At 40.4% G+C, this 13,656-nt stretch carries 11 protein-coding genes and 1 tRNA gene; 4 read left to right on the forward strand and 8 right to left on the reverse strand.

All coding sequences use genetic code 11. The annotated features are described in order from the left end of the window. Nucleotides 1–236: 236 nt before the first annotated feature. Both NY014_RS01475 and NY014_RS01480 read right to left on the reverse strand, forming a co-directional pair. Nucleotides 237–482, reverse strand: a complete 246-nt coding sequence (locus NY014_RS01475; protein ID WP_259412755.1) for a GIY-YIG nuclease family protein — start codon at nt 480–482, stop codon at nt 237–239. A gap of 192 nt (nt 483–674) precedes the next feature. Further along, nucleotides 675–748 (reverse strand) — tRNA-Ile (locus NY014_RS01480). A gap of 281 nt (nt 749–1,029) precedes the next feature. Here NY014_RS01480 and NY014_RS01485 point away from each other — a divergent pair. Both NY014_RS01485 and NY014_RS01490 read left to right on the forward strand, forming a co-directional pair. Further along, nucleotides 1,030–1,659 (forward strand): HAD family hydrolase, encoded by a 630-nt coding sequence (locus NY014_RS01485; RefSeq protein WP_259412756.1) that lies wholly within the window; start codon nt 1,030–1,032, stop codon nt 1,657–1,659. Next, the gene (locus tag NY014_RS01490; protein ID WP_259412757.1) at nt 1,652–2,758 is read left to right on the forward strand and encodes a site-2 protease family protein; all 1,107 of its coding nucleotides are present in this window, start codon (nt 1,652–1,654) and stop codon (nt 2,756–2,758) included. The genes NY014_RS01485 and NY014_RS01490 overlap by 8 nt, the downstream gene beginning before the upstream one ends. A gap of 35 nt (nt 2,759–2,793) precedes the next feature. Here NY014_RS01490 and NY014_RS01495 read toward each other — a convergent pair whose 3' ends face one another. The 6 genes from NY014_RS01495 to NY014_RS01520 all read right to left on the reverse strand — a co-directional run bounded on the left by NY014_RS01495 (nt 2,794) and on the right by NY014_RS01520 (nt 10,235). After that, a complete protein-coding gene (locus tag NY014_RS01495; protein WP_259412758.1) occupies nt 2,794–3,090 on the reverse strand; it encodes a rhodanese-like domain-containing protein in 297 nt (98 codons plus the stop codon). A 1-nt stretch (nt 3,091) separates the two neighbouring features. Then, a complete protein-coding gene (locus NY014_RS01500) occupies nt 3,092–4,918 on the reverse strand; it encodes a T9SS type A sorting domain-containing protein (protein WP_259412759.1) in 1,827 nt (608 codons plus the stop codon). Between the two features lie 5 nt (nt 4,919–4,923). Beyond that, nucleotides 4,924–5,664 carry a PASTA domain-containing protein gene (locus NY014_RS01505; RefSeq protein WP_259412760.1) on the reverse strand — a complete coding sequence of 247 codons (741 nt, stop codon included), beginning with the start codon at nt 5,662–5,664 and terminating at the stop codon, nt 4,924–4,926. Nucleotides 5,665–5,802: 138 nt separating this feature from the next. Next, nucleotides 5,803–8,874 carry a M43 family zinc metalloprotease gene (locus tag NY014_RS01510; protein WP_259412761.1) on the reverse strand — a complete coding sequence of 1,024 codons (3,072 nt, stop codon included), beginning with the start codon at nt 8,872–8,874 and terminating at the stop codon, nt 5,803–5,805. A 14-nt stretch (nt 8,875–8,888) separates the two neighbouring features. Further along, entirely contained in the window at nt 8,889–9,137 is a 249-nt protein-coding gene (locus tag NY014_RS01515; RefSeq protein WP_259412762.1) for a NifU family protein, read from the reverse strand. Between the two features lie 3 nt (nt 9,138–9,140). Next, nucleotides 9,141–10,235, reverse strand: coding sequence for an Mrp/NBP35 family ATP-binding protein (locus tag NY014_RS01520; protein WP_259412763.1), 1,095 nt, complete (start codon nt 10,233–10,235; stop codon nt 9,141–9,143). A gap of 153 nt (nt 10,236–10,388) precedes the next feature. Here NY014_RS01520 and dnaG point away from each other — a divergent pair, with 153 nt between their 5' ends. After that, nucleotides 10,389–12,329, forward strand: a complete 1,941-nt coding sequence (gene dnaG, locus NY014_RS01525; RefSeq protein ID WP_259412764.1) for a DNA primase — start codon at nt 10,389–10,391, stop codon at nt 12,327–12,329. A gap of 79 nt (nt 12,330–12,408) precedes the next feature. Beyond that, the gene (locus NY014_RS01530; protein ID WP_259412765.1) at nt 12,409–13,620 is read left to right on the forward strand and encodes a bifunctional 3,4-dihydroxy-2-butanone-4-phosphate synthase/GTP cyclohydrolase II; all 1,212 of its coding nucleotides are present in this window, start codon (nt 12,409–12,411) and stop codon (nt 13,618–13,620) included. The last annotated feature ends 36 nt before the right edge of the window (nt 13,621–13,656 follow it).

Raw genomic sequence — 13,656 nt, forward strand, 5'->3', positions numbered from 1 at the left:
AAAAATGATTTTCAAGGTAGGAGGAACTGAATCCAGAAATTGAGAAGAAAGTATAGCTTAGAATTTCTCAAAGCAAAAAAATAAACCCCGAATACAGAAAGTAAACGGGGTTTTGTGGGCCCAGCTGGGCTCTCCCGACAAGTCGGGACAGCGACCTCCTGCCCCGATGAATCGGGGGAGTCAGAAGCTCAAGTTTTTGTTTTATGAATAAGGTTTTGAAGAAGCTCAGGATCCTCTTAGAGTTTTCTTATGAAAGCAGAACTTTTCATTTTTTTGATATAGAGTTCCATTCTTCTGGCATGAGAAAGGGAGTCAGCTTGTATGCTTAGAAATAATTCCCAATCAGAAGCTTTAGCTGTATATCGATGCTTTCCGTATTGATACGAATTATGTTTTTGGATCCTAGTTTCTAGGGATTCTTGTGTAATTCGAGTGTAAAATTTCCTTAAAGAAGGACTAAAAATGATGTAGCAAAAGTTCATGTACAAAATAAAAAAGAAAGGCTGGAAAAAATCCAGCCTTTGTGGGACCAGCTGGGCTCTCCCGACAAATCGGGACAGCGACCTCCTGCCCCGATGAATCGGGGGAGTCAGAAGCTCAATCTTTAAGAGATTAAAGAATATTGTTGAGATTCAAAAAATAAACCCCGAATACAGAAAGTAAACGGGGTTTTGTGGGCCCAGCTGGGCTCGAACCAGCGACCTCCTGATTATGAGTCAGAAGCTCTAACCAACTGAGCTATAGGCCCAATAATGTTTATTACCTGCGACCTCCTGTCCCGATGGGTCGGGAGAGTCAGAAGCTCTAACCAACGAGTCCCGATCGTTATCGGGAGCCCATTATTATTTTATGTTTCCTGCGACCTCCTGTCCCAATGGGTCGGGAGAGTCAGAAGCTCAACCAATGAGTTCCCATTGTTATCGGGAGTTATGTGATAAACCTCATTTAGATGAAGCTATTCACATTTAATCTTGGTTTTGGGACTGCAATGTTACATATTTGAAAGGATATTCACAACCAAACTACTGGATGAAAAAAACACCCGATGCAGACTTTTTGATCTTTGATTTAGGGAATGTCATTATTGATATTGACTACGATCGGTCACTTTCCCTTATCAATCAGCATCTTCCATCCGAGTTACACTATTTATTAGCTGAATTTTACAAGACGGACTTCCATAAAAAATATGAAAGAGGGCAAATCGATTCATCCACATTTCGAGATGAGGTTCGAGCTTTTTTTCAGCAAGATTGGCCTGATGAGCAGGTAGATTTCTTTTGGAATTCTCTTTTGGGAACAATACCGGCTGAGCGCTTAGAACTTGTGAAAAGAGTTAGGCAGTTTTATCAGGTGGGTGTATTAAGTAATACAAATCTTATCCATATTCATGCTGTAAATGATATCCTAAAGCGTGATCATGGGCTAGGGAATTTTGATCCGGTTTTTGACTGGGTTTTTCTAAGCCATGAGATGGGACTTGCCAAGCCTCAAGCTGAAATCTATGAAAAGATGCTTACCGATTTAGGCACTGCACCTGAAAGAGTTGTGTTTTTTGATGATTTGAAAGAAAATGTGGAAGGAGCTGCAGCCCTTGGAATTCAGGCGATTCATGTAACAGGTGCCAACGTGATTTTTGATTTTTTAAAGCATGTATAGTACCAAAGAGTATCTAAAACACGGGCTTTTTTTCATATTAACAATCCTAGCTGCCACATTAGCAGGAAGTGAGTGGATTTACGGGAAATCCATTATGGTTTCAGGTGAAAATGCCTTGACTTGGGAATATTTTCTCAAATCATTCGCATACTCTATTCCTTTCATAGGAATCTTACTGATTCATGAATTGGGGCATTTATTCACGTCCATTCATCATAAAGTAAAATGTACTTTGCCTTTCTTTATTCCGGCTTGGTTTGGCTTTTTAGGTGCACCATCTATTGGAACGTTGGGGGCGATTATCCGAATGAAGGGCTTTGTCAATTCAAGGAAGAAGTTTTTTGATATTGGTGTGGCTGGTCCTCTTGCTGGATTTGTAGTTGCATTGGGAGTATTGATTTATGGTTTTACAAATCTTCCTCCCGCCGACTATATCTATGAAATTCATCCTGAGTACGCAGATCCGAATTTTGATGGTTATGAAGACGCTATTGATTTTGAGCTGGGACAAAACCTACTTTTTTGGACGATGAGTCAAACAATAGCCGATCCTGAGCGAATGCCTGAGATGTCAGAGTTGATCCATTATCCTTTCTTATTTGCAGGGTATTTAGCTCTGTTTTTTACAGCACTGAATTTACTTCCAATAGGCCAATTAGATGGGGGACATGTGATTTTTGGTCTTTTTCCGAAACATCATCGACAGATTTCTCTGGTGACTTTTACGGCCTTCTTAATGTATGCGGGTTTGGGGATTATCAGTCCTTATCATCCGGGGAATGAGCTGATTTTCCGAATTCCACTATATGTAGGCTTTCTTTATATAAGTTACCATAAGTCAGGCCTTTCGGTCCAAAATAAACTGACCTTAGCTTTGGGAATTGCTGCCGTTCAGTATGCAATGGTATTTTTCCAGCCTACTTGGCAAGGATATCAGGGCTGGTTATTATTTGCCTTTTTATTGGGAAGAGTGATGGGTATTAGACATCCTGAGGTTTCAGGATCTAAACCTTTAGATTCAAAAAGACAGTTAATTGGATGGTTGGCGATTTTGATTTTTGCGCTTTGCTTTTCGCCACAGCCATTTATTTTCAAATAAAAAACCCGGATTAACCGGGTTCCTAACTTGTAATTTTATAAATCTCGATAAGCAATAATTCCTCCTAAGACATTTCGGACCTTATCATATCCCTTGCTTTCCAGGAATTTTTTCGCGTTTCCGCTTCTCGCCCCACTTCTACAGTGAATGATGATTTCCTGGTCTTTTTTATCCTCCAACTCATCTAATCGATGGGGGAGTTCGCCTAAGGGGATATTGATTGCACCAAGATTATCATCATCATATTCCCATTCTTCGCGTACGTCAAGGAAGACGAATTTGTCTCCTCTTTCCAATCGCTCTTTGAGTTCTTTTACGTTGATATCTTCCATTTTACTTGACTAAGATTCGAATTGATTTCGGTCCCTGAGGAGTAATCACGTTGATGACATAGATCCCCGGGATTTGTTTGATAAAGTTAATGATTTCTCCTTGAGCATCTTTGATTCGCTCAGGGAAAATCTCTCTTCCAAATGAATCAAAAATCCGTAACTCTTGAAAATTCCCCTGAATATGAAGGTTACTCTCCACTGGGTTCGGGTAATAGCGAAGATTTTCCGGTCTAATTTCCAATTCTTCAAATGGTGGAGCTACACTTACATGTGGTCGTATGATTAGGGAACCTCTTACTTCTTCATTTTGTGCCCAAGCTCCATTGATATTATAAAAAATCTTATCGGCTTGATCATTTTCCTTACTCAAACCTACATACAGAAAGTCATTACTGAACTGAGCAAAGCCCACATAAAATTCTCCTTGAACCCGAATATTTGTATCAATTGGGAAGAAAATCAAATCCTCACCTTCTTCTTTTAAAGGGATTAATGTTTCCTTTTTAAATAGGGGAGTAGCTTCTAAATTATTCCAGATAAGAATATCTATCGGTTGATCAGCTTGGGAAGGATTGGTAAAGTCGATGGAAATACCCGTTAAGAAAACAGGTTGATCCACCTCATATTTCACAGCTAGCATTCCGGATCGCTGATTAATTCCTGCCGAATAATCTGCACTACCTACATCGTAGGCGAAGTAATCACGTACTGGAAAGAAAGTTCTTACGGTATCATTTATACGGTAATCAATATTTTCGAAAAAGGTGGTGTCACCTTGTGAAATTTCGAAATAGTTATTGTCTCCAGTAGTTAGATAAGTTAAGACTTCAAGGTCAGTCTGCTGTTGGATTTCCGGTAAATTGTTGATGGAATTACTCTCAAAAACTCTTCTTTCCTGAGCATTAGGTACGGGGTTGAAAGGTGTATTGAGGTTTACGGTAGTCCTGTTTCCAGATTCATTAGCAAGCAAAATGGAATATTCCATCGACCGAAATCTGTTTTCCAGATTGTTGAATTCATTTGCAATCGGAAGCACTTCCTCTGAAGATAATTCAGAGTAAAACTCCAGTGGGATCGCCGCGTAATCCCCGGCAAAAAAGTAGCTATTTCTCGTTAAGGCCCTGTCCAAATAAAATAGATCTTCAGAGTCTCGGCCTGAATTCAAATACACATAATCTAAAAGCCAAGTATCAAATGGGCCTGAGAGTCTCCCTTGATTTACAAATCGAAATCGGAATTCGGAATGAAAATATTCAGAGGAAATTGGAACTATCTCTTGTGTAAAATTCTCACGATCTCGCTCTGGTCCTCCATTCATTTGCCAGATGGTAGCCCAGACACTATCGGCTGTTAAAAACTCGAGTGTTAAGGCATCTCCCTCATCGGGCATTTCAGCTTTTCCACCTGCTTGCCAAAAAAAGCTCAGAAAGGTGCTTTCTTGTTGATTGCTGGGTATAACTGATAAGTCAATCGGCTTTGAAGTAATGTAATCGCCAGCGCCTTGTTCACGAATTTGTCTTGAGTAAGGACTTCCTGTTTCATCCACACCATCCAAGACGATTACTCCAAAAGAAGGGGCATGATTCCCTATACTGCTGCTATAAGTGCTTCCGGAGAATTCCCATTTTAGGGTGTCCATTCCTTCCGAAAAATCATCCCAAAAAGGAAGTTGATTTTGACTGTTTAGGCGGGCGTTTAAGTCAGCTTTTGATTGGTGTTTGATTTGAATCTTAGGAATGGGCCCGAATTCCACTAGTTGAGCATTGACTTGGGAAACCATGAAAGTCAAAAGAATGCTCCAAAAAAATATGTGGCGGCTTTTTCCCATGTTGATCAATTTTCTTTAGCCGATATCCAAAGGTCAATCATCTCACCTGTTTTTACCTGAGTTTCAAAAGGTGGTGCCTGTCTGAATACAAAACCAGGAGGAACTGTATCGTTTTTGAAATATAACTTTTCACCCATTCGCAAGCCAGAGCCCAGGATCAGAAATTCAGCATCGATTTCATCCATTCCAACGAAATTTGGAACGCTCAAGATTTGGTTTCCTAAACCATCGCCGACGACCAAATCGATTTTTTCTCCTTTGGGAATTTCAAAACCTTCTGTCACAGTCTTCCCCTTATATTGTTGCTCGAGTACCACATTGATTCCTATATCCGGAACATAAATGATTTCACCTCTTTCCAGACCCAGGTTGGCCAAGATTTCTTGTACATTTTTCAAAGGCATATTCACCAAGTTGGGAAGCCTTATCATTGGGGCATTTCTGGCATTCAAAGTCAGATAAATTTTCCTGCCATTTTTCACCTGATCATTCGCAGGCGGGATTTGTTTCAATACAGCCAAAGCTTTTTCATCCGTACTATATCCTGAATCCAAAGAGACCTCATAATTCAACCCGGACTTCTCCAGAATATTTACTGCTTCATCAAAAGTGTAGCCTGAAAGGTCAGGAACAGAAACAGTTTCCCCGTGATTGGTATAAGCAGGGAGGTAGATTTTCAAAAAAACAAATCCTAAAAGGAGGGATGCTCCAAAAATCAACAAGAGGTTTATAAGAATCTTTTTCAAGGAATTGAGTGTCTATTTTGACTTTTAATAGATGGATAAAGATAGTCGGGAATTTTATTCTCGACAAAGTTGACTGCCTTAGCCTTGCAATTTTTGGCAAAAAATAAGCCGAATTAGTTTATTCGGCTCGATTTTAAATTATTTAATAAATACCCGTTGGATTTCATTCAAGGAAGGGCTTACCATTCTCACTAAATACAGCCCCGGCGAGAATATATCTCTTGGAAAGGTGTAGGTCTGGTTTAAAGTCTGTGCGTAATTCACCTGATGAACAACCGAACCAGTGGAAGAGATGATTTGAATGGTGACGTTTTCATATTGCGGCAAATTGAAAGCAATATTGAAATATGCTGTGGCAGGATTTGGGTAGATCAAGGCTTCCCCATCTCCTGGAATCACCGGATTTGGATTAGCGCTGAGGAATAGCTCAAGATTATCCAGATAAATAGGTGAATTTTCACCTTCGCCAACAGTCAAGACTGCAGCTAAACGAACATCATTTTTCCGATCACCTGCAAAATCCGTCAAGTTGACATAAACCCTTTCATATTCTTCCTGATTGTTTGGATTTGCGATGCCTGCGACTGTTGAAAGTTCAGCTCCACTTGCTTCCCAAACTACTTCATAGCTTTCTCCAGCATCATCACTTGCCAAAATCTCAAGCTTGGTGTCCTCAGCTACTGACCCAACTGTATAATCAAAAAACAAGGATGCTTGTGTATTCCTAGCAAGATCAAATATTGGGGTTCCCAGCCAATAGGATCTATATGCAACGGGATTTTCGACTGCACTGGCATTTCCTGGTCTTGAACCTGTCACCGGAATAGAGGTCCAAGAACCATTGTCATTTTCAGGATTGATACTTTGCCAAGGCTCAATGTTAGTAGAAACATTAAAGTTTTGTCGCCAAGGAACCAAGCTACGCTCGGTCGTCTCGACTACATATCTTCGCAATTCACTTTCATTCCCACCATTTTGGTCAAAATTGGGGAGAATTACTCCATAGTCTAATCTGTTTTTCCCCTCTCTCGTACTGTTTCCTCCAGTGAGTGTAAAAGTTTCTCCTGGGGCTACTGCATTTCCACTTGCCAAAAAGGCCTGTTGGCTACCTCCATTGACACTTTTTACAAATACAAAATTGGAAACTGGAAGATTGCCGGTGTTGGTTACTTCAATTCTTTCATTTTGATACCTGCCATCAGAAATAGGGAAAGGAGTAATCAGCTCCTGCATAGTCAAGCTGTAGCGGAACTCCTCTTGTTGCAGAACTCGGATATTCTTCAGGTAAATATTGTTCCCAAAGGCATTCAAATTGATGAAAGCGATTCGAATTCTTCCCAAATCCGCGAAAGGTTCAAGGTTGACTAATTCAGTTCGGAATTGGCCGGAATTCGAAGGAATGAATTCATTCAAAGTGGCGGCTGATGTTGTAAGGGAAGTTCCTGATTTTTGATAAGTCGCTTCCGGAATATCAAATGTATTTCCACAATCCGCCGAAATAGCAACAATCAAATCGTCTTGGAAGCCCTGTTGATTATAAGGAGCATGAGCCATTTCGAATACCAATTGGGCATTTGGGTATTCACTTAGGTCAATTACCGGGGAAATAAAATAATCCAATTCTCCAGCAGCATCATACTCATAGTTTCTAATATAAATTAGATCTTCTTCCTCTCCTGAAATATTGAGTTTAGTCGGTTCCCAAGTGAAAGAATCATCAGGGTTTTTAATTGTCCAAGAACTAGGAATATTGCTCAGGTCCAAACTCAAAGGAAGGCTTACCGCCACTTGGACCACTGGATTAGAAATTGCTCTGTTGTTGCTTGGATTTTCGTCGGAGGAATTATTTACCTGTATTATTTCAAATTCCACCTCATTTTCAGACCCCATTAATTCGAAGGAATCAAAAGAAATCTCAGCGGTTTCCGCGGTTTCTAAATTCAGGCTAAAGTTTTTGACTTGGATAGTGTTGCCATTTAAGGAAACACTTATCCGGGCACTTGTAATGGTCTCTAGTCCAGCGTTTTTTATTTCCGCTAGAGGGTTGACAACCGCATCACAGGTGAAATCAGCTGGTTCGATAATTCTAGTAATTGCTAAGTCTCGATCAAAAAGTACTGGTTCTTGCGTAGCTCGATTATTAATCAGTGTAGTTCGTCGTGGGCTGTTCGCCAAGACCACATCAAACCGTTCCACTTGGCCAAACGTGAATAAATTCATACAAGCATCCGGTGTATAATCCATGAAGTTTTGGATCATATCATTGGAGTCACAACTGAATCTAGTGGGGTTTGCATTACAGGTTGAATTGGAATTGTCTTGGAGAGGTGTGTCTTCCACAAAATCATCTACTCCACATCCACCGTCTCCCCAGATGTGGCGTAATCCAAAATAGTGTCCCACTTCATGCGTTGCTGTTCTTCCCAGTGATGCTGCAGTTGAATTTCCTCCTGTACCAAAGAATTGGTAATCAATAGTCACCCCATCAATAATAGCAGGGGCAGGGGAGAAGTTGAGTCCGGGTAGATCTGAAATTGGGAAAGAAGCATAGCCGATATATGGCTGGGCTAAAGGTACAACCCAAATATTGAGGTATTCTTCAGGGTTCCATTGTGTGAGTTGACCTATGATGGTGGCGTCATCCGGAAGGTATGAATTATTTGGACCTTCAATTCGAACTACGCCATTGGTAGGCAGTCCATCAGGATCTTGTTTTGCCAAAACGAATTCGATATTCGCAGAAGCGGCAACTGGTAAAAACTCAGCTGGTGTTCTGTCCGCATCCGGGTTTAACCGGTTGAAGTCCTCATTAAGAATCCTGATCTGATTTTCAATTTGGGAAAAGGGAATATTAGCACCTTCTCCCACAGGAGTTCCATTGTGAATGATGTGTACAACAACTGGAATAAGCCTTTTTTCTTCTTGGGTTTTAGCCAAGATTTGAGGCTGATTTCGTTGTGCTTCTATTTTTTGGTCAATCCAATCCTCAAAGAATTCTCGGGTACCAAAATACCCCATATCTTTGACGAGAAGTTGCTCAATTACCCCATGACCGCATTTTTCATCATGCTCATGGGATATTCTCGATGAACTATTTTGAAAATGATCAAGCGGTGCAATAGTGAACTGCTGACCAAAGGCCTCATTCAAAGAAAAAATTGCTCCCAAAAGGAGCATAAAAGCCTTCGAAAAAAGGGGGATTCTATTCATTAAATACTTAATAATTAAGCCACTGTAAGATTGACGGCTTCCACTCTGACGATTTCCGGAATGGCTCGCTTGATGGCTTCTTCTACTCCCGCTTTTAATGTCATTGAAGACATAGGACAAGAACTACATGATCCAGTCATCTCAATTTTGAGGACCATATCATCTGTCAGCTCGACAATCCTTACATTACCACCATCTGCCTCCAAATATGGGCGAATGGCATCTAGAGCAAATTCAATTTGTTCTCTTAATTCTGCTTGCATTGTTTATGCTTTTATTTCTACGATTTCAGTTTTTTGTTGTGAAGCATTTCTGATCGCCACTTGACGAGCAACAGCTTCGGCTAATTCCGTATACGCTTGTTTGGTGATTCCGTTTTTGAAAACTGCCGGATAGCCGGTGTCTCCACTTTCCCGGATACTTTGTACAATTGGAATTTCACCTAAGAATGGAACCTGATACTTTTCAGCTAAGCGCTTTCCGCCTTCTTTGCCAAATAAATAATATTTGTTATCAGGTAATTCTTCCGGTGTAAAGTAAGCCATATTTTCTACAACACCTAAAACGGGAACATTAATTTGTGGCTGTTTGAACATAGTAAGTCCCTTTGTAGCATCAGCTAAGGCCACTTTTTGAGGAGTGGTTACAATTACAGCGCCTGTTACAGGTACGGTTTGTACCATGGTCAAGTGAATATCAGATGTTCCCGGAGGTAAGTCTATCAAAAGGTAGTCCAATTCTCCCCAATCCACATCAGAAATAAATTGACGCAAGGCAGAACTTGCCATCGGACCTCTCCATACAACCGCAGATTCGGCTGGAGTCAAGAATCCAATCGACATTAATTTTACTCCATATTGATTGATTGGAATAATGACGTTTTTCTCGCCTACCTTTTTCACTGCTGGCTGCTCAGCTTCCACATTAAACATGGTAGGGATGGAAGGTCCAGAAATGTCCGCATCTATCAAACCAACCTTAGCTCCAGTTTCCGCAAGGGCAACAGCCAAATTCACAGAGGTGGTAGATTTTCCTACGCCCCCTTTACCAGATGCGATAGCAATGATGTTTTTTACCTGAGGAAGAATAGGAGTAGCGTCACGTACGGTAGTAACCTGAGAGGTCATGGTAAGATCCCATTCGAAACCAGTTCCAAAGTCTTCTTCTAAGGCTTCAATACAGTTATTTTTGATCACCTCTTTCAAAGGACAAGCCGGAGTTGTCAAAACAACTTTGAAACTTACTTTTTGACCTTCAATCTGAATATTTTGGATCATTCCCAAGCTCACCAAGTCTCTTTTAAGGTCTGGATCCTGAACTCGGGAAAGAGTTTTTAAAATTGCTTCTTTAGAAAGTTGCATGAATTTGTAATTTGCCTGCAAGATAGTTTCTAGAAATGGCTTTCTGAAAGCTACTTGCTATTTATCGAAGATTAAACTCGCTACTTTGGCAAATAGTTCTTCCAAATAGCCATCAAATCAAAGCTCAGGCTTAACTTTGGTCCTTATCAACCTATGGGAATCAGCAAGCTTACAACAGATAAAGTCAAAGACCGAATGGACATTGAGGAGGTAATCTCCGATTATGTTCCATTGAAAAAAAAGGGGCAAAACCTCTGGGCTTGTTGTCCATTTCATGGTGAAAAAACGCCCTCTTTTTCGGTTTCACCAGCCAAGCAAATCTATAAATGCTTTGGTTGCGGTAAGGCTGGAGATCCTATTCAATTCATTATGGATATTGAAGGGATTGGGTTTCAGGAAGCTATCCGACATCTCGCTGGAAAATATGGGATTGAGGTAGAAGAGGACGAAACTCAGACACCTGAACAGGAACAGGCTCAAAATGAACGGGAAAGTTTATTGATTGCCCTGGGATTTGCCCGAGACTTTTTTGTCAAAAACCTCCAAACCGAAGAAGGTAAATCCATTGGACTGAGTTATTTCAAGGAAAGAGGATTTACTCCGGCGATTATCGAAAAATTCGATTTGGGATATGCGCTAGAAGGTTGGGATAATTTGCTTAATTCGGCAAAAAAGGCAGGTTTTCAAGAAGATATATTGTTGAAAGCTGGGCTTATTCTTGAAAAAGATGGAGATCCTTCGCGAAGGTATGACCGTTTTCGAAATCGAGTCATTTTCACCATTCACAATATTAGTGGCAAGCCAATAGCCTTTGGAGCAAGAATCCTCACAAAGGATAAAAATCAGCCCAAATACATTAATTCACCGGAAACACCTGTTTATCACAAGAGTGATGTGCTCTATGGGATGTTTCAGGCCAAAAAAGCCATCCGAGAAAAGGATAACTGCTACTTAGTAGAGGGGTATACAGATGTGGTTTCCATGCATCTTTCGGGAATTGAGAATGTGGTGGCTTCATCTGGAACATCTCTGACAGATGGTCAAATCAAATTGATCAAGCGTTTTACCGATCAAGTGACAGTTTTGTATGATGGGGATGCAGCGGGAATTAAGGCTTCTTTGCGTGGGATCGATTTATTATTGGAAGGGGGATTGACCGTAAAGGCTGTCGTTTTTCCTGATGGGGAAGATCCTGATAGTTATTCAAGAAAAGTAGGTTCACAGGCTTTTCAAAACTATCTCCAGGAAAATGCAAAAGACTTCATCGGGTTTAAAATTAACCTTTATAAAGATGAATTTGAGCGAGATCCTATTCGAAAAGCAGAAGTAATTCGGGAAGTTGTTCAGAGTATAGCTAAAATTCCTGATCCTATTATTCGATCTGTCTATGCTAAGGAAGCTTCCGGGCTCTTGGATATTGAAGAAGGGATTGTTTACGCAGAAGTAAATAAAATTCTACTTAAAGATCAGCGAGATCAATTTAGGAAAACACAGGAAGCTCCTTTGGATGCAGCTCCGATTGAGGAGTTTTTTCCTGTTGAAAAGGAAGGTTTTTCTGTTGCAGAAGCCCTTCGCCTTCAAGAACGTGAATTGATCCGTCTTTTATTGAATTATGGCTTGCAGCAGTTAGGAGATGAAGAATTGAATCTCTGTCAGTATTTATTGTCTGAAACTGAAGAGTTGGCCTTTGAAAATCCACTTTATGCTAAAATTTTAAAGATTTTCAGAGAAAATCTCAATAAGGGCGAAATCGTGGATTCCGATTATTTTTTAGGAATTTCCGATCGGGAAATTCGTGATGAAGTGATTGATTTGATTACTCCTAGACGGGAAGCTTCTATACATTGGACAGAGAAATTTCAAATTCTTATCCCAAAAGAAGATGACGATTTGACATTAACAAGTTACAAGTCTATTCTTCGATTAAAACGAAAATTTGTCCGTAGAATGATGGAAGAAGCTATTCAGAAAATCAAAAATGCGGAAGTAGAAAAATTATCCGATAATCAAATTCTTGAGCTTCAAGAAATATTTTTAGGATTGAAGCAAGTTCAGATGGATATTGACCGGGAACTTGGAATTGTTATCGGGTAAACCAAACTTTATTTGGTACTGTCCTGTTTTAGAATCGAAAGCAGTTAAATTTGTCTTTTAAACCGACTTGCTAAAATCTGTGGAAAAATACCAATTGGACTCAATCGAAGAGGCCATCGAAGCTATAAAAGGAGGAAAAGTCATCATCGTTGTAGATGATGAAGACCGTGAAAATGAAGGGGACTTTGTCTGTGCAGCCGAAAAAGTAACTCCTGAAATCATCAATTTTATGGCTAAGCACGGGAGAGGACTTATATGTGCCCCCCTTGTGGAAGACCGTTGTGAGGAACTTGGACTGGAATTAATGGTGGGTCAGAATACGGCAGCTTTTGAGACTCCATTCACGGTTTCTGTTGACTTGATTGGTCATGGATGTACTACTGGAATTTCTGCTTCTGACCGTTCAAAAACCATATTAGCCCTAGTGGATGAAAATATCGATCCATCCGAATTGGGTAAGCCAGGACATATTTTTCCTTTAAAAGCAAAAAGGGGAGGAGTACTTCGAAGAGCTGGGCATACAGAGGCGGCTATCGATTTCGCAAGAATGGCTGGAATGAAGCCGGCTGGAGTTTTGGTTGAAATCATGAATGAGGATGGAACCATGGCTCGTCTTCCGGATTTGGTAGAAGTAGCAAAGCGTTTTGATCTGAAGTTGGTTTCCATCAAAGACTTAATTGCATATCGATTAAAGCATGAATCTTTAATTAAGCGAGAAATAGGTGTTGATATGCCTACTAAATATGGGGATTTTGACCTAATCGCTTTCAGACAGATCAATACCAACGAGATTCATTTGGCTTTGATTAAAGGCACTTGGGAGAAAGATGAACCTATTTTGGTTCGTGTTCATTCCTCATGTGTGACAGGGGATATCTTCGGAAGTTGCCGATGTGATTGTGGGCCTCAACTTCATGCCGCCATGCAAATGGTAGAGAAAGAAGGCAAAGGTTTGATTCTTTACATGAACCAAGAAGGTAGAGGTATTGGCTTGATTAATAAGCTAAAAGCCTACAAGCTACAGGAAGAAGGAATGGATACTGTGCAGGCAAATTTGGCTTTGGGGCTTCCAATGGATAGCCGGGATTATGGAGTAGGTGCTCAGATTTTAAGAGATCTTGGAGTAGGAAAAATCCGCCTGATTTCCAATAATCCTCAGAAAAGGGTAGGGCTAATCGGTTATGGATTAGAGATCGTTGAGCAGGTTCCAATCGAAATTGCACCAAATCCTCATAATGAGCGTTACCTGAAAACTAAACGCGATAAAATGGGGCACAACATACTTAAATAGTGCTAAATTCAGGAAACTGGATTAAACAGAGTAAAT

The sequence above is a fragment of the Algoriphagus limi genome, assembly GCF_024919275.1.
In the GTDB taxonomy this organism is placed as follows: domain Bacteria; phylum Bacteroidota; class Bacteroidia; order Cytophagales; family Cyclobacteriaceae; genus Algoriphagus; species Algoriphagus limi.